The organism is Wolbachia endosymbiont of Ostrinia scapulalis (genome assembly GCF_023559145.1).
Lineage (GTDB): Bacteria > Pseudomonadota > Alphaproteobacteria > Rickettsiales > Anaplasmataceae > Wolbachia.
In genome coordinates, this window is sequence record NZ_CP096926.1 from 69,056 (window position 1) to 86,370 (window position 17,315).

Sequence of the window (17,315 nt, forward strand, 5' to 3'; positions counted from 1 at the left end):
AATGGCTACCCATTGCTATATAAAAAAATTGAAATTACATAATTTCCGTAGTCATTCAAATTTCGAACTGGATTTAGACGATAGATCGGTTGTAATAACTGGTCAAAATGGTGTTGGTAAAACTAATATACTTGAAGCAATCTCATTGCTTGCTAAAAGTAATGGCATGAAAAAAGTAAAAATTAGTGAGATGCAAAATAGACTCAGTAATGAAGATTGGGCAGTGCATTATGACTTTTTTAATGGAACATACTTTAACTCAATTGGTATAGGAAAGAATCTTAATAATAAACTAATACAAATTGATGGAAAAACACAATCAAGTTATTCATCTCTGTATAGAATATCCAATGTAATATGGCTCATTCCACAAATGGACTATATTCTTCTTAATTCTCCGAGTGACAGATTAAAATTTTTAGACCGTATCGTCTCACTGTTTGAAGAAAATTACACTTATTGCTATATGAAATACAGGAAAGCTAAACATGAGCGAAGTAAACTGCTTAGAGAGAATATTTTAGACGAAAATTGGCTCTCTAGCCTTGAAAACGTCATGGCTACCAATGCAGTTGATATTTTACGTATGCGTTTGTCTGTTTTAAAAATACTACAGGGCACAATTGATAACCATTCTTGTGAGTTTTTTCCAAAGGCAAGTTTGAAATTTAGCAGTCAGCTAACTTTGAACGATACTGCAGAATATTTTCAGAATCGTCTAAAGGAAAATAGAGAAAAAGACTCATTAACTGGTAGAGTAACCTTTTCTGTACATAATGATAATTTTCGGGTTTTTTGCCAAAAAGGGGACATGCCAATAAATCTTTGTTCTACTGGAGAGCAAAAGCTATTACTGCTTTCTATCATCTTATCTAGTGTAAAAGCAAGGTGTATTCATTACAATAAAGCACCTCTTCTTCTGCTTGACGATATAATGTCTCATCTGGATAAAGATTACAGAAAGGTGTTAATTGAGGAGGTGTTAAGCATTCAATGTCAAACTTGGATAACCGATGTAAATCAAGATAATTTCAATAACTATCTTTGCTCTTTCAAGTTTTTTGAATTATCAAGTAAATAAATTTCAAGCGTGCTGTCATACATCAAGCTCATATTCGGTATGTAAATCTCTAATTAAAGCCTCAGCGTGTTTTTTTTGAACAACTATACTGATCTTGATTTCGGACATTGTGACAGCAAGTATTTCTATCTTTTTTTCGCTTAAAACCTTGAGTGTGCGGTACATCACTTCAGTGTTAGACATAACACCAATACCAATTATTGAAATTTTAGCTATATTATTGTTTACGACATAATTTTCATTTTTGTTCAATAACTTTGTCATTAAATCAACATCAAATTTAGAAATCAAAAAGCTTGACCCATGTATCATGTCAACTTTAACGTTTGCTCCTGCTATATCTCTTAAAGTATCCAGAGTATTTGCAAAGTTAGTAAAAGTTACAAGAGCTTCGTGAGTGCTATAAGTTATTCCAGTAATTAAGTATCTTTCCAGTACATCTTTTTCGTGTAGTACTGTAGTGCCTTCTACTTCCTCAAAAGTGGATAACACTTGCACCTTAATATTATGCTTCATTGCAAGTTGTACTGAACGATTATGCAATATTTTAGCACCAGATGACGACATCTCCAATATTTCATTGTAAGAGATAGATTTAAGCTTGCGTGCCCTTGGAACAATTTTTGGGTCTGCTGTATATATTCCGTCAATATCAGTAAAAATTTCACAAGTCCTAATACCAAAGACTACAGCAAAGGCAATTGCTGAGATGTCAGATCCTCCTCTACCAAAAGTAGTGATTCTATCATCGTATATACCCTGAAAACCAGCAATGATTGCAGCAGTATAACCCTCAGCAAAAGATCTTTTTACATGGTCAATTTTTATCTTTTTTATTTTAGACTCAGAATAAAAATTATCCGTTAGAATTGGTAACTGCCAGGCGAGCCATGATTTAGCATTAACTCCAACAGACAGAAGAGTGATAGCTAATAACCCGCAAGAGACTTGTTCTCCTGCTGAAAGCAGGACATCATACTCTGATAACTCTTGTCTACAATTTAAATTTGAAATTTGCCTGGCTTGAAAAGCCATTTGGTCAGTGAATCCTGCAGCAGCGGATACAACAGCAATTACATTATAACCTTTTTCAATATCGTTTTTTATTAGATTTGCAACTCGATTTAAGTCAGTTAGCGAAGTACCACCAAATTTTTTTATTATTATTTTGTTCATAGTTACAATAAGGTCAATTTCACCTTTCTAGAGAGTATAGTTGCTTAATTAAATGTGTTTTTCTGGTCACTAATTAAAGTGATAGAGGATTATTCATCTTTATCACTACCAAGGTCTTTTAACATACTGTAGTTGCCTTTTCTAAATTTACCTTTTAAAGATGTAACTCCGCTCTCGCTAATACCACTTAAACTTAATGCTGCTCCACCTAGCTGCAATCCAATTTCAGACGTTTCGGGAATAACTTTACTAGCCCCTAGATCTTTATAAACCTCCACATTATTCAAATCTGGTAAACGTATTATAATATTTACATGCGGGAAGTTTGTTGCAACTAGAGAAACTATTTTCTTTATAGTGACTTCGTTCTTTATTGAAACCACAAGAGCTTGAGCTCTTTCTATTCCTACTGATTTTAAAATTTCATATCTTGTAGCATCTCCAAGATATATAGGGAAACTGTCATTTTTTCCTTCTTTCACTATTTTTGATTGAATATCTACAACAACATAACTTAAATGCTCCGCAGTAAGCATTTTCGTTACCATATATCCCACTCTACCAAACCCGGCAACTATTACGTGGTTATAAAGATCTTGTGTGTCTGTTTCGATTGCTTCATCGTCTAGTATTATTTTTTCAGTGCTAAATGAATTTGCTATCCAGTCTCCAATTCCCGATAAAAGAGGAGTAAAAGCCATAGTTACTGTAGTTACCATCATAAGCACTTGAGCGATTTCACTTGATAGTACATCTAATTCATCTGCTAAACGGAATAAAATAAATGCAAATTCACCGCCTTGTGCAAGCAGTAATCCAGCTTGTATTGCAGGTGCACTTCTAAATCCAAAAAATCTACACAATGTATATATAATGGAAGTCTTTAAAACGATAAGGATAATTGATAATAAAGTAACGAGTGGTAACTTATTGAGTAAAAGGTCAATATCAATAGACATGCCAACAGTCATAAAGAATAAACCAAGAAATAAGTCTTTAAATGGCAATACTGCATGTTCTACCGAATTCCTGTGTTCTGTTTCTGCAACTAGTAACCCAGCAACAAATGCGCCTAATGCCATTGATAAATGAAATTGTTCAGTAATAAATGCTGATCCTAATATTATCAGAAGTGTTGTTGATATAAAGATTTCATTACTCTCCATTTTGGCAATAACCGAAAACAATGGCCTCAGTAATAACCTACCAGTTACAAATATCAACACCAATGCAATAGCTGCTTGCACTAATGAGCCTGCCAACGAGCTTATTAAGCTGTGTTCAGAATTGCCAGTAAGCAGGGGCACTAGTACTATTAGAGGTACCACTGCAAAGTCCTGCATTAGTAGCACTGCTATTGACAATCTACCAACTTGGCTTGCTTGAGAACCCTTTTCTTGCAGAACCTGCAACACTATTGCTGTTGAGGATAGTGCAAGTCCACCACCGATAACTGCTGCCATGTTTGTATTTACTCCAAAGGCAAGAGCAATGCACCATATTGCTATCATGGTAACTATAACTTGAAGGGAACCAAACCCAAACACATGCCTACGCATAGCGATAAGGCGTTCAAATGTCAATTCAAGACCTATAATGAACAATAGGAAAACTACGCCAAACTCTGCAAAGTTATCCATTACTTCAACTGAATGTATCAGATTAAATCCATGAGAACCAATCAATGCACCTGCAACAAAGTAACCAAGTACTGGGCTAATATTCATTTTCCAAAACGCTATGACTATAAACACAGCAGCAGAGAGTAAAATTATAATATCAAACAAATGCTGAGAGCCGCTGTGCATAATATTTAACCTGTAGAATTAGACCATTTTATTGAACAACCAATGCTTGATTTTTGGTCAACTGGAGGATTGCTAGTTTCTGCAATAAATTTCATGGCTTGAAATAAATCACTACTTCCTACTTCGTAATTTTGAACTTTCTCTTTTTTTGTGTTGTTAAAACGCCCGCGATAGCAGAGGGCTAGTTTGGAATTAAAGCCAAAAAAATCAGGGGTACAAACAGCACCATACTCTTTAGCTACTTCTTGGTTATTGTCAATCAAATATGGAAATGTAAACTTATTTTCCTTAGCAAAATTAATCATGTTTTCAAAGGAGTCTTCTGGGTACTCATTTACATCATTTGGCATGATTGCAACGGTGTTTACCTGATAATCTTTTTTCAACAAATTAACATCGCTTACTAGATTGCTAATAATTGATTGAACGTAAGGACAGTGATTGCATATAAACATTACAATGAGACCATTTTCCCCATAGCAGTCACTTAATGTATAATATTTGTTATCCACTCCCAGGAGATTAAAATTCTTTGCATTAAAGTCTAAATCTATCTTAGGAGTGTCTAGCGTAACCATAGCTCATAGAGAATTGTATACCATAATTTATGATCTTATTGCTTAAATGTCAAATGGTTTCTATGTACACTGTTTGCATTTAGCATTGTAATTATAAAATTTATGTTCATAACCTTCGAAGGAATAGATGGTTCTGGTAAAACAACACAATCTGAGTTACTTGCAAATTATTTCAAGCAAATTCACGGTGAAAATAATGTCGTATTGACTAGAGAACCAGGTGGTACTGATTTTGCAGAAAAAATAAGAGGATTACTACTTAAGGATAATATTGATCCTATTTCTGAACTCTTGCTGCTTATCTCGATGAGGCACGAACATATGAAAAAATTAATATTGCCAGCTCTTAAAGAGGGAAAGACAGTTATTTGTGATCGATTTATCGATTCAACTATTGCGTATCAAGGGTATGGACTAGGTGTTGACTTGAGTCTAATAAGAGACTTACACAAATTAGTGGAAATTAAATATCCAGATATCACATTTATTTTAGATATTGATGTTCAAGTTGGACTCAGCAGAGCAAAGGATAAAAATAAGTATGAAGAAATGAGCATTGATTCCTATCATAAAATTCGAAAAGGATTTCAAGAAATAGCTGTAAAAGAATCTAATAGATGTAATGTTATTACTGTAATTGCAGATAAAGACAACAATAAAGCGTATAGTGAAATTATTGATGTAATAAGAAAAAAGAAAAAAGGCATGCAGCCGCTATAATTTTGTCAATAAATACCCTGAGTTTTTTACTGAATGTTACGATTGAGCCTACAGGTCAAAAACAAGCTTTGAGTTAGAAATACCATTGCTATTATAATAAGAGAAATCGCAATGTTTGTACAATTGAAAGATGGTTGCGGGAGTAGGATTTGAACCTACGACCTTCAGGTTATGAGCCTGACGAGCTACCGAGCTGCTCCATCCCGCGTCGTTGCTTATTTATTATTATATGCGTAATAATAATAAATAAAAGAATAAAATCACACTATTACATATATTTATATATCTATTAACCTTTCTTAACATGATAGTAAATTATATACATAACAATCTGTGCAATGAAAAATATAACTTGATATTGTGGTTCCCGGTTTTTCAGTGTGCAGGAATTTTAACCTATTTCTCATTAAATTTTGAACCAAGCTGTGCTTTCACTATATCTATTTTTCTCTTGCTTTCACCTATACTAATTCTGATTGCAATATTATACAGGAAATACGCAATATTATGCATTTCTTTAATTGCAGTGCTCATAGGATTTACAGCCAGCAAATTCAGAACAGATTCAGTTAATACTCACATTCTTGATAAGGAAAGGTATGTGAAAGATATTGTTGCTACAGTGAAGGATATTAATAACAAGGGCTCGTATGAGCAATTTTTGCTTTATGAAATAAAAAACACGAAGTTCAAGCTGGATAACATCAGAATATCAGTTAGAACCAAAGCGGAAGAAGGCATTAAAATAGGGGATCAAGTAAAATTATCAGCAAAACTCTTTCCTCCAAAAATTGTGCCTTCGGAATATGCATATGATTTTGCAAGAATAGCATATTATCAGAAAATAAGTGCAACAGGCTTTGCAACAAGCAAAATAGTCCTGTACAAAAAGGCTGAAGCAAGAAAATTTCAAGAGTATATAGAATCTTTCCGTCAATATATCTATGAAAACCTACAGCAAAATACCAAAAAGCCACACGCGGACATAATCTCTGCATTATTAATTGGCAAAAAAGACGGGATAGATCAAAAAACTATGAATGCGATACGAGATTCAGGTATAGCACATTTATTCGCTATATCTGGTTTACATTTATCGTTTGTTGCTGGTCTATTTTTTATAGTATTCCGTAATTTATTTGCAATATCTGAAACTTTGACTCTTAAATATAACACTAAAAAAATATCTGCATTCTTTACTATCTTGCCAACTACCTTTTATTTGTTGATTACCGGTATGCAAATTTCTGCTCAGCGTGCCTACATCATGGTGATCTTGGTACTTGTTGCAATAATCATAGAAAGGAAATATCGAGGATTAATAGCAATTGCGTTTGCTGCTTCGGTGATACTCATAGTGGAGCCAGAAGCAATCTTAAAGCCAGGTTTTCAAATGTCATTTTCTGCTGTTTTGGCACTAGTTGCCAGCTATCAGATCAATGCTAATAAGTTATTCAAAATAAAAATAATAAAATATTTTGTGTCGATAATGATCAGCTCAATAATAGCAAGTTTAGCAACTGTTCCGTACACAATATACAATTTTAACTATTTTTCAATCAGTGGCATTATCACAAATTTGATTGCTATACCAATAGTTACACTCATTATTATTCCACTTGGAATAATCTATGTTTTATTGATTCCTTTAGGTACTCAGTGGATTATAACGCCTCTCATGGAAAGCCCAATTGACAGCGTTTTATATATAACAAACGCAATTGCCAGTCTTCAGTATTTGGTTATTCCTATTCGCACTTTTCCTGCCTCATTAATTATTATAATAACGCTTGGGCTATTATGGTTATGCTTGTGGGAAAGGAATTGGCGTTTCTTTGGAATTTTCTTTATTGTGCTAGGTATTTTCTCTAGGGCTATGTATACAACTCCTGATATTCTAGTCAGTGCTGATAATCTTGCTGTAAAAGAAGATGACAATTTACTATATTCCCTTACTAGAAAAAACAGAAATTTTGTTGTCAAAACGTGGGCAAAGCAAAACGGGCAGAATCAAATTGTGAATCATACTAAATTCAGTAATTCAAACAAAAGGCTAAAATGTAATGATTATGACTGCATATATAATAAAGGAAATAATAAGTCAGTGTTGCTAGCTCACAAAAGAGAAGATATTTTAGAAAATTGTAACAATGTCGATCTAGTAATTCAGTTAAGCAAGTTTAACTATCCAGCTTGCAATACTAAAATCATCAAATATGCTGACTTAGAGGCATATGGCACACACTCTGTTTGGCTAACAGATAGTGGTATAAAGTTAGTAAAGTGCGTTCTAATCGTCCTTGGCATAAGCCAAAAACTTGTTTTTAAAGTATCATTTATATATAATTACTTAATTAGGATGTAAGGAAATTTATGCCTTTAGATACAACAAATCCTTTCAATGTTAAAGTAGATCATAATTTTGCCAAAATAGATGATGCTATTGGTTTTTTTCCTAGGTTATGGCGTGCAACAAAGAAATATTCTGTAAGTAACACTTTACCTATAGCAGCTGTAAATACTTGGCTTCAATTTTCTTTGGCTTATGTAGCTGCAATAATAATAACTAGTAATAATTTAAGCTTTATTACAGATATTTTTAACCCAACATTCATGCCAATTTACACTTTGGTTTCTGTTATTCTTTTAACAACTTTTGTAGCCTCTTCTGCTATGAGATATATGCATAAGCAGAAGATAAAAGAAGGAAAAAAGCCGATAGAGGAATTAATAAATGATAAAATTAGAGGTGGCAAAGACAACGAGATAAGTGAAATCGCTGAAAATGCTCTGAAAATAGAGATAAAACCAAATTTAAGTTTTATAAGTCACAAAAAAGCAAGCTTTTCAATAATTTTGCCAATCTCTGAAAATCAAAAAAAAATATTAGATGATCAAAGACAAGAGAATAAGAATAAGGACATTTTTCTTGCCATACCATATGTAGTTAGTGCTGCAATCATAGTTGGTGCGTTAATACAAAATAGATTTAGCTTTGCCAATGTTCAGGATTTGGAATGGGCCATAGTTGCACTGGCTAGTATCATTGCTATTGTTGGGATATGTATAACATTCAGCAAGCTAAAAAACAATGAGATAAACAATAATCATAATATTGTTAAAAAGTTTAATAATTTGGATATTCTCTTTCCATTCAGAAGAGGTGGGGTTGTATCAGTAATGGAAAAAAAGACAAAAGATGAGGAAGTAAATGATTCTACATCTCGATTGATAAAATTACTTGATAAGCACTTGACTGATTTTACAGATAAAATTGTTGACTCACTTGATAAGCAGTTAGATGAAGTTAAAGGTCTACTCGATAATAAGCTTCTAAAGCCTGCAAATGATGAAATTAAAGAAACACTTGTTCATCTACGAAGAGTCAGAGAAGACATCAAAGAAGATTTGGATGAGTTGCACAAGGAAATCTCGCCCATTTTAAGTGAAGCTAAAGGGCTGGTAAAAAGAGCAAGTTCACTAAACATTGAAAGTATTTTTTCTAGTTTAGATAATGCTATTAAAATCGCTGAAGATAAGGTTGAGCGATTTGAACCAAGCAGATTTGTTGGCTTTTTTAAATCTGGGGAAAGCACAGTTAGTGATGATCCTTTGTTTATAGATATGTTGGAAAAGCAAAAAGAAGAGGCGGAAAAGATAAGGAGGAAATTAGAGGAAGAGCTAAAAAAAGTAAAAGATGAACTAGAAGAATTAAAGAATAAACAAACTCAATCAACCGAACCTAATAGCAGTGAAGGCAGTATTACTGCTACTTCTCTTGAAAAACAGCGAGATGAAGAGAAAAAAGCAATAGAAAAACATAGATTATTAAAATCAAAAAAAAGGATGAAAGAGCTGGAGCAAGAAAATGCAAAATTGGAAAAAGAATTATCTGAACAAGAAAAAATGGATGAATGGAGAAAAAAAGTTAACGGTAAAGCAAGTGGCTTTCTATATTATTTATTAGAGTCTATTAAGCTAGAAGAAAAAGATAAAAAAGAAGAAAAGAGGGAGTTAACGCTACGGGATTTTGATAATAAAATAATAATTTACTGGAAAGATGGCTCTCAAACAATTTGCCATATTAAAAAACAAGACGGCCTTCAAATTCAACCTAGTACAAAAGTTGATTTTGTGAATCCAGATGTTCATGCAGCATTCAAAGTAGCTTGCGCAGGGTAGTGACCATAGATATAACCTTAAATGTTAATAGTGACGAAAAAAAATTAAGGCTAGATACTTACATAGCTAAAAAGTGTAACATATCACGCAGTAAAGCACAAAGATTGATACAAGATGAGCGGGTAACATTACTTGGCACGCCAATAATTAATAATGACCACATAGTAAAACCAGGTGAAGAGTATATAGTACATCTCGTTCAACCTGACATATCCACATCAATTGAACCTAACTATAATATAAAGCTTGATATCATCTACGAAGATGGGGACATTATAGTTCTGAGTAAACAAAGTAGATTAACAGTACACCCAGGTGCTGGAACAAACAATGATACACTCCTGAATGCAGTGATCGCTCACCTTGGCAAAATTCCATATACAAATACAAGACCAGGAATTGTTCACAGGCTTGATAAAGATACTAGTGGACTCATGGTAATTGCAAAAAATGAACAATCCCACAGCTTCTTGTCTGAACTGCTATCAAATCGTAAAATAAAACGGGAATACTTAGCAGTAATTTGGGGAGCATTACCTAATCTGCAAGGAACAGTAAAAACCCATATTGCTCCAAAACGCAGTAATAAAGAAATGATGTGTGTCACAAAAACAGCAGGTAAATTAGCAATCACTCATTATTCAGTGAAGAAAATTATAGGGCAAGCAAGCCTGGTTAAATGTACTTTAGAGACAGGCAGAACACACCAAATTCGAGTACACATGAGCCACATAGGACATTCTGTAGTTGGTGATCAAGTTTACGGAAAAAATAGTAGTAAAAGTGAAAAACATGCTAAAAACTCTGACTTTATCCGTAATTTCAATAGACAGGCACTACATGCTCACACGCTAGGCTTATATCATCCAAAAAGTAAAGAATATATAGAATTTGTTTCTGATTTACCACAAGACATGCAAGTCTTAATCGGTGAATTTGAAAATATATCTTAACAACATTCATATCAATATTATCATCCATGTTATCAAGAAGTTAATTAATGAGAGAAAAACTGCTGCACTACCTAGATCTTTCACTTTTTTTGAAAGTATATGTTGTTCACTTAAAATACGCTCAATTGTTGTTTCAAAAGCAGTGTTAATAATTTCTACAATTAACACCAAAAATAGGCTACTTACCATTACTGCACGTTCTAAATTACTTACATCTAAAACAAACAAAGTTGAAACACATACTATAAAAAGTAGTAACTCCTGTCTGAACGCAATTTCTGATATAAAAGCTGATTTTATTCCTTCACAGGAGTATTGAATTGCTTTTATTAGACGAGTAATGCTTTTCTTCATTATCAATTTTGGAAACTCAATGAATTACACTTATTGCACTCAGGTAAAAAATGCATGAAAACACCTTTCAGTCGTGATCACTTACAAAGATTTTTAAGTTAAAGTCTAGCATATTGTTTGAATCAAGAAAATTAGTACAAAGCCTTTCAACAAACGCTCAAGGCAGTTATATATTGATACTGACACAAAAATCCTTTAATTAAATTTCTCTCGCCTTAGCTTACACGATCCTCATTTTGAAATAAGTAATAATTTATTATAGTCTTGATATTTAAACATTTTGTATCTGCTGTAATGATTTCACTTCCAATTTGCTATTCTTTACATATTGAATTGCAAGCGCTAACGCTTTACTCCCAGAAGCTGTGGTGCTATAAGCTATATTTTGCAAAATAGCAGTTCTCCTGATATCTTTGCTATCTGAGACTGATTTCACACCTTTTGAAGTATTGATTACTAGATTTATTTTTCCATCTTTGAGCATATCAACTATGTGGGGTCTGCCTTCTCTCACTTTATTTACAGCTTTTGCAGCAATGCCGTTATTGTTCAGATGCAAAGCTGTGCCTTTGGTGGCATATATTTCAAAACTCAGTTCTTTCAACATTCGTACAACAGGCAATATATACTCTTTATCATCATCTTTTACTGAAACCAGAGCTGTTCCTTCTGTTGGTAACTTGTATCCTGCAGCCATGTGCACTTTTGCAAGTGCAGCTCCGAAAGATAAGTCAATTCCCATCACTTCTCCTGTTGATTTCATTTCAGGACCAAGTAAAGTGTCAATTCCCGAAAAACGCGTAAATGGAAAAACAGCAGCTTTAACTGCAAAATGATTGAAAGGCTTGTTTTCCTGATTCAATTTTTTACCCAAAATAACCTGAGTGGCAAGCTTTGCAATAGGAATATTGATTACCTTGGAAATAAAAGGAACTGTACGGCTAGCCCTTAAATTCACTTCAAGTATGTATACATCACTCTCTTGAACAGCAAACTGAATGTTTATCAGACCTTTCACTTCTAGTGCAAGAGCTATTCTTTCAGTTTGGAGCTCGATCTCTTTTATTACTTCGTCACTCAATGTATTTGTCGGTATTGAGCATGTTGAATCGCCAGAGTGGATACCAGCTTCTTCAATGTGCTCCATGACCGCTGCAATGAAAACTTTTTTCCCATCACATACAGCATCAACGTCAACCTCAACTGCATTGACTAAAAATTTATCAAGAAGCAGTGACCCGTGTTCAAAAATTTTGGTTTGATTCAAGACATACTCTTTAAAGCTCTGAGTATCGTGTCTAATCGACATAGACTGACCGCCGAGGACATATGATGGCCTAACTACTAGTGGAAACCCCACCTTTTCTGCGTTGATTAACGCTTCTTTTACTGAATGACAGATAGAATTTTCAGGTTGTTTTAAATTAAGTTGCAAAGCAAGATTTTTAAATCTCATGCGATCTTCTGCAAGGTCAATAGAATCAAACGAAGTTCCCAGAATTTTGAAACCTCTCTCGTTAAGCACTTTGGCTAACTTTAAAGGTGTTTGACCACCTATTTGAACTATTACACCAACCAGTGTGCCATTTTCTTGCTCTTTGCTTAGTATTTCAAGCACATCCTCTGCAATCAGTGGGGCAAAATATAAACGATCAGCGGTATCATAATCAGTTGAAATGGTTTCCGGATTACAGTTAATCATTATTGTTTCATACCCCATTTCTTTGGCGGCAGAAGCTGCATGTACGCATGCATAATCAAACTCAATACCTTGACCAATGCGATTTGGACCACTTCCTAAAATGACAACTTTTTTTCGATCCGAAATATTCGCCTCACATTCCGTTTTATTTTCAACATCACCCTCATAGCAGCCATACATATAAGCAGTGCTCGATTCAAATTCAGCTGCACAAGTATCTACACGTTTATAAACTGGATTAACACCAAATTTTTTTCTCATTGCTTCAATCTGTTCTACTTTCTTATTGCTTAATTTTGCCAATCTTGCATCTGAAAACCCCATTTTTTTCAGCTCTAACATTTCATATGCAGTCTCAGGAAGGCCGTTTTCCTTGATTTTTTGTTCAGCTAATATAATTTGCTGTATATTCTGCAAAGACCATAAGTCATATCCTGTAATCGAATTTATTTCTTCTATGCTAATTCCGTGACGCATTGCGTCAGCAGCAATCAGTAATCTGTTTGGTAGCAATTTTGCTAATTGAGATTTTACGTGATCAATATCAATGTTCTCAGGAAATACTTCATCAAGTCCTGTAAGACCAGTTTCAAGTGAACGAAAAGCTTTCTGCAGTGACTCATTAAAAGTGCGGCCTATAGACATCACTTCCCCCACTGATTTCATGGAAGTTGATAGTTCACAATTCGTCCCCTTAAACTTCTCAAATTCAAAACGAGGAATTTTAGTGACGATATAATCAATCACTGGTTCAAATGCAGCAGGTATAACTGGAGCGCAATCATTACGTATCTCATCGAGTGAATAGCCGATAGCAAGTTTAGTTACAACTTTTGCAATAGGATAACCTGTTGCTTTTGAAGCAAGCGCAGAAGAGCGAGAAACCCTTGGATTCATTTCAATTACAACGAGGCTTCCATCTTCTTTAGGATTCACTGCAAACTGAACATTTGCACCACCGGCACTAACATCAATTTCTCTTAGCACTGCTATAGATGCATTTCTCATCTGTTGGTATTCTACGTCACGCAGAGTCAAAGCAGGAGCAACCGTGATACTATCTCCGGTGTGCACTCCCATTGGATCAATATTTTCTATCGAACAGACTATTATGCAGTTATCTTTACAATCACGGATAACTTCCATTTCATATTCTTTCCAGCCGATAATTGATTCATCTATCTGAACTTCATTTATTGGCGAAATTTTGAGAGCACTTTCTGCAATATTGAAAAACTCCTCTTTATTGTATGCTATGCCGCTACCTGCACCACCAAGGGTGAATGATGAGCGGATGATTGCTGGTAATCCAATGTAGTCCAAAGCCTCTTTTATTTGTTCTTGATTTTTTATAATGATACTTTTGGGATATTTCAGTCCTATTCTATCCATGGACTTACGGAATAACTCTCTATCCTCTGCTTTTTTTATTGCTTCTCTATTTACCCCTATTAATTCTACGTTGTATTTGTCTAACACTCCATCATCTGCAAGTTTTATTGCGCAATTGAGTGCTGTTTGCCCGCCCATTGTTGGCAATATTGCATCTGGCATCTCCTTGATTATAATTTTCTCTATGATTTCAGGCAGTACCGGCTCAATATAAGTTGCATCAGAGAATTCAGGATCTGTCATTATAGTTGCAGGATTGGAGTTAACTAAAATGACTTTATAACCTTCACTTTTTAATACTTTACAGCTTTGCGTTCCAGAATAATCAAACTCGCATGCCTGACCTATAACTATTGGGCCTGCTCCTATTACTAATATAGATTCTATATCTGTGCGTTTCGGCATAATTACAATAACGGTCTCTATTCAAGTAATGTTACCAATCTTTCCTGTATATGTGAATTTTTATTAAACCTATTAGCTAACTACTTTTAGGCTTGACGCATAACTGTACGAACATTGCAATTTGCGTGGCAGATTCCAGTGCTTGACACACAGCTGTACAAACATTCATTTTTGAAGGTAAATTGCACAGCAAATGATGTCATTCAAGTAGCTGACACTGGTTCCTTTATGACGGCAGTGACCAGAGGTGTCATCCCAGTCTGGGATCCAGAAAACTTAACTTTAAATAAGTGGCCGCACAATAAAGACTAGATTCCAGACTGGAATGACACCATAGAGGCACTGGGATGACATCCTTCCTAGTGGACTCAAATCACAATGTTCATACAGTTGTGGGCTTAACGGTATCTTTGCAGATACTATGGTAATTTACTCGGTAGATTTGCTAAGTGGCAAGATTTGTCCTGATATACTGCAGTCATCAGAAGCCAACTCTACGAATTTATTTGTTAACTTCTCAGGCGATACTAATTCAGATATATCTTTTCCCGAAAATGCTTGCTTATACATTTCACTATCGATAGGATCTTCCGAATACACGGCATTTATGCATAAGTTCGTATGCTTTGTCTCAGATGCATATATCTTCACCATTACTTCTAGTGCAGCCTTACTTGCAGCATATGGTACCCAATATGGATAAGAGGAAGGAGAAAGTGTTATCTCTGAGGTCATGAATATCGCTCTTCCAGCATTAGACTTTTTTAGTATTGGACCCAAATTTTTTAGCAAGTACCAACTGGCAGTAAAATTTGTATTCATTACGTTCTGTAGATCTTCAAGCTCACAATCATGAACAGAGCTCAACTTACCTAAAATTTCAGTGCATGTAATCAGTATATCAAGTGTTCCAGATTCTGATAATTTTGGGCTTTCTATCATATTTGCCAGTTTTTCTACGTTTTCAAAGTCTAAAAGATCAAGCTGAATTAGTTTCACAGAGCCTTCTTTAAGCTCTTCAATTTCGTTATACAATGGCTTGAGATTATCAAGAGATCTGGAAATCAGAATCACACATGCACCTTCTTTTACAAATCTTTTTGCAACAGAAGAGCCTATTCCACCTGAAGCCCCGGTAACTAAAGCTATTTTACCTTCTAACTTACCCATTTCTTTCTCTTTAGCAAGATTCATTGAAATATTTTAGCTGAAAATTAAATTTTGCTCCATATATAAAAATAAAACTTAGCACATAAAAAAATAGCAACGACATCACCACACCACCTAAACTTCCATATATCAAATTCAGTTGATCAAAGGAAGCTTTTAAATATTGCTTGAAAGCTGAAGCAGAGATCGTCCAAAGAATAACAGCCACACAAGATCCGGGAAATACGTCTGATAAGTTTTGCTTTATGTTTGGCAATGTAAAATATAGCCAAGATACTATAGTAAAAAGCACAAACTCAATAAGTAAATATCTAGTATAACTTAGCCCTTGGTAAGAAAAATCAATTAACATTGGCACTAATGTAAAAAATACTATAGTCAGAGTTGTAACAAGCGTAATTACTAAAAATTGTAATATACTGAGCACCCTTCTCCATATATAAGGCGATGAAACCGGAACTTTATAGGCCTTATTCAATATCGTTCTAAATCCTTCAATTGTTGATGAGGCAGTCCAAACAGCGCCTACAATTGCCAAGGTTAATAAGCTTTGCGGAGGGCCTGATATTATCTCCCTAATACGTGGCATCAAAGATGATAAAATATCCTGTGGCATGTTATCAATAATAAATGCCCAGCCGACATTGTATTGATCTAAGAAATTTGCGAACGTTGATGCCATGGCTATTAAAACAATAAGAAAAGGAAATATTGATAACAGGATTAAAAATGATAGATACCCTGCATGCTCCACTCCATCATTATAAATTGTGTCAATTAAAGCACGATAAAGGCAATAAACGATACTATAAAATTTCTGTAGCACTTGTAATATAAATAAACTAAGAAAAATATTCTAAATGAAATAAAGCATACTTTTAAGCAAAAAATCCTCACCGTTTACTTAAATTTAATCAAAATGATAGATAATCCAGCGTTAAATACGGAGGCATAATGAAAAACTTTCTTCTACTTGTAGCTTTAATTCTTTCCTTTGCATTTGATAATGCTTTTGCTGCTGCTGTTACTGATGATGCAACAACCAATACAATATGCAAAATAGTAGGCTATACTCACGGTATAGGCGGACCTATGATTACAATAGTGATAATAGGTGCAGCTTTGCTGGCAATATTTGGCAGAATGCCATGGCCAGCGCTTTTTGCACTTGGTGCATTTACTGCTGTGTTTTTTGGTGCACCTGTAGTTGTTTCAAAAATAGTACCAGGTGGTGTGATTTGTAAAGATGGTGCAACTGCTTGCCCTGATGGTAAAAGATGGGATGCAACAAAAAATACATGCTTATAATAAGCATTAAAGCTTCAAAACATTAGCAAATGGTGCTTCTTTAAGGAGCACCATCATTGCACGAACTTGTGACTTAAGCCACCATAAAGGTGTTATTCGAGTAGTCCCTCCCTTGTCATCCCAGTGCGTGACACTGGAATCCAGGAAATTTGATTGGATATTAAGTTTATGAGCATAGAAGCAGTTAATTTTATGTTAAAACACAACATTTTTGATGAGGCTGTATTAAGAGATGGATCCCAGTGTCAGCTACTTGAATGACACCTTTGCTATCTTCAAAAATGAATGCTCGTACAGCTGTGTGTCAGCTACTTACATAACGCCTCTCTAAAATTACTTTAGTTACAAATATTAAGAAATTTACTAAACGAAGAAAAAAGGCAAAAAAGTCCCCGTGTAACGAGTTTTGACCCTATAATAATTTAAATTGGCATTGTAATAATGTGCTAACGCTTAAAATAAGCGCGATTTGGCTGAATGTAGAAA

Annotated in this window: 14 protein-coding genes and 1 tRNA gene; 7 read left to right on the forward strand and 8 right to left on the reverse strand. The window is 34.4% G+C overall.

What is annotated here, in order from left to right:
• Window position 1 precedes the first annotated feature (1 nt).
• Entirely contained in the window at window positions 2-1,081 is a 1,080-nt protein-coding gene (gene recF, locus M1L26_RS00355; protein WP_211907665.1) for a DNA replication/repair protein RecF, read from the forward strand.
• 15 nt (window positions 1,082-1,096) lie between these two features.
• On the opposite strand, the gene M1L26_RS00360 is transcribed toward recF, so the two are convergent.
• From M1L26_RS00360 to M1L26_RS00370, 3 genes are all read right to left on the reverse strand, one after another.
• Window positions 1,097-2,257: an aspartate kinase gene (locus M1L26_RS00360; RefSeq protein WP_211907664.1), complete on the reverse strand. Its 1,161-nt coding sequence runs from the start codon at window positions 2,255-2,257 to the stop codon at window positions 1,097-1,099.
• 89 nt (window positions 2,258-2,346) lie between these two features.
• Window positions 2,347-4,065 (reverse strand): monovalent cation:proton antiporter-2 (CPA2) family protein, encoded by a 1,719-nt coding sequence (locus M1L26_RS00365; RefSeq protein WP_064085907.1) that lies wholly within the window; start codon window positions 4,063-4,065, stop codon window positions 2,347-2,349.
• 5 nt (window positions 4,066-4,070) lie between these two features.
• Window positions 4,071-4,643, reverse strand: coding sequence for a thioredoxin family protein (locus M1L26_RS00370; RefSeq protein WP_250120203.1), 573 nt, complete (start codon window positions 4,641-4,643; stop codon window positions 4,071-4,073).
• Between the two features lie 102 nt (window positions 4,644-4,745).
• Between M1L26_RS00370 and tmk the strand changes: the two genes are divergently transcribed.
• Entirely contained in the window at window positions 4,746-5,363 is a 618-nt protein-coding gene (gene tmk, locus M1L26_RS00375; protein WP_211907662.1) for a dTMP kinase, read from the forward strand.
• A gap of 131 nt (window positions 5,364-5,494) precedes the next feature.
• Here the strand turns inward: tmk and M1L26_RS00380 are convergent.
• A tRNA-Met gene (locus M1L26_RS00380) sits at window positions 5,495-5,571 on the reverse strand.
• Between the two features lie 96 nt (window positions 5,572-5,667).
• On the opposite strand from M1L26_RS00380, the gene M1L26_RS00385 reads away from it, so the two are divergent.
• Genes M1L26_RS00385 through M1L26_RS00395 form a run of 3 tightly spaced genes read left to right on the forward strand, consistent with a single transcriptional unit; the run spans window position 5,668 to window position 10,498 of the window.
• Window positions 5,668-7,728, forward strand: coding sequence for a ComEC/Rec2 family competence protein (locus M1L26_RS00385; RefSeq protein WP_250126910.1), 2,061 nt, complete (start codon window positions 5,668-5,670; stop codon window positions 7,726-7,728).
• 8 nt (window positions 7,729-7,736) lie between these two features.
• Complete coding sequence (locus M1L26_RS00390) at window positions 7,737-9,545, forward strand: coiled-coil domain-containing protein (RefSeq protein ID WP_250120204.1); 1,809 nt, start codon at window positions 7,737-7,739, stop codon at window positions 9,543-9,545.
• A complete protein-coding gene (locus M1L26_RS00395; RefSeq protein WP_369800735.1) occupies window positions 9,545-10,498 on the forward strand; it encodes an RluA family pseudouridine synthase in 954 nt (317 codons plus the stop codon). The genes M1L26_RS00390 and M1L26_RS00395 overlap by 1 nt, the downstream gene beginning before the upstream one ends.
• Window positions 10,499-10,504: 6 nt before the next feature.
• Here the strand turns inward: M1L26_RS00395 and M1L26_RS00400 are convergent, their stop codons facing one another.
• The gene (locus M1L26_RS00400) at window positions 10,505-10,852 is read right to left on the reverse strand and encodes a diacylglycerol kinase (protein WP_211907660.1); all 348 of its coding nucleotides are present in this window, start codon (window positions 10,850-10,852) and stop codon (window positions 10,505-10,507) included.
• 271 nt (window positions 10,853-11,123) lie between these two features.
• A complete protein-coding gene (carB, locus tag M1L26_RS00405) occupies window positions 11,124-14,351 on the reverse strand; it encodes a carbamoyl-phosphate synthase large subunit (RefSeq protein ID WP_250120205.1) in 3,228 nt (1,075 codons plus the stop codon).
• 138 nt (window positions 14,352-14,489) lie between these two features.
• Between carB and M1L26_RS00410 the strand changes: the two genes are divergently transcribed.
• Window positions 14,490-14,663, forward strand: a complete 174-nt coding sequence (locus tag M1L26_RS00410) for a hypothetical protein (protein ID WP_246433117.1) — start codon at window positions 14,490-14,492, stop codon at window positions 14,661-14,663.
• A 117-nt stretch (window positions 14,664-14,780) separates the two neighbouring features.
• On the opposite strand, the gene M1L26_RS00415 is transcribed toward M1L26_RS00410, so the two are convergent.
• Window positions 14,781-15,545: an SDR family NAD(P)-dependent oxidoreductase gene (locus tag M1L26_RS00415; RefSeq protein WP_250120206.1), complete on the reverse strand. Its 765-nt coding sequence runs from the start codon at window positions 15,543-15,545 to the stop codon at window positions 14,781-14,783.
• Window positions 15,532-16,347, reverse strand: a complete 816-nt coding sequence (locus M1L26_RS00420) for a YihY/virulence factor BrkB family protein (protein WP_250120207.1) — start codon at window positions 16,345-16,347, stop codon at window positions 15,532-15,534. Before M1L26_RS00420 ends, M1L26_RS00415 begins: the two co-directional genes overlap by 14 nt.
• Before the next feature lie 128 nt (window positions 16,348-16,475).
• On the opposite strand from M1L26_RS00420, the gene M1L26_RS00425 reads away from it, so the two are divergent.
• Window positions 16,476-16,829: a TrbC/VirB2 family protein gene (locus M1L26_RS00425; protein ID WP_211907655.1), complete on the forward strand. Its 354-nt coding sequence runs from the start codon at window positions 16,476-16,478 to the stop codon at window positions 16,827-16,829.
• Window positions 16,830-17,315: the final 486 nt, after the last annotated feature.

Bases quoted from the DNA above. Each gene is read 5' to 3' on its own strand.
- M1L26_RS00390 (WP_250120204.1), top strand. From the start codon at position 7,737: ATGCCTTTAGATACAACAAATCCTTTCAATGTTAAAGTAGATCATAAT.
- M1L26_RS00415 (WP_250120206.1), bottom strand. From the start codon at position 15,545: ATGAATCTTGCTAAAGAGAAAGAAATGGGTAAGTTAGAAGGTAAAATA.
- recF (WP_211907665.1), top strand. From the start codon at position 2: ATGGCTACCCATTGCTATATAAAAAAATTGAAATTACATAATTTCCGT.
- M1L26_RS00385 (WP_250126910.1), top strand. From the start codon at position 5,668: ATGATAGTAAATTATATACATAACAATCTGTGCAATGAAAAATATAAC.
- M1L26_RS00400 (WP_211907660.1), bottom strand. From the start codon at position 10,852: ATGAAGAAAAGCATTACTCGTCTAATAAAAGCAATTCAATACTCCTGT.
- M1L26_RS00360 (WP_211907664.1), bottom strand. From the start codon at position 2,257: ATGAACAAAATAATAATAAAAAAATTTGGTGGTACTTCGCTAACTGAC.
- M1L26_RS00370 (WP_250120203.1), bottom strand. From the start codon at position 4,643: ATGGTTACGCTAGACACTCCTAAGATAGATTTAGACTTTAATGCAAAG.
- M1L26_RS00365 (WP_064085907.1), bottom strand. From the start codon at position 4,065: ATGCACAGCGGCTCTCAGCATTTGTTTGATATTATAATTTTACTCTCT.
- tmk (WP_211907662.1), top strand. From the start codon at position 4,746: ATGTTCATAACCTTCGAAGGAATAGATGGTTCTGGTAAAACAACACAA.
- carB (WP_250120205.1), bottom strand. From the start codon at position 14,351: ATGCCGAAACGCACAGATATAGAATCTATATTAGTAATAGGAGCAGGC.
- M1L26_RS00425 (WP_211907655.1), top strand. From the start codon at position 16,476: ATGAAAAACTTTCTTCTACTTGTAGCTTTAATTCTTTCCTTTGCATTT.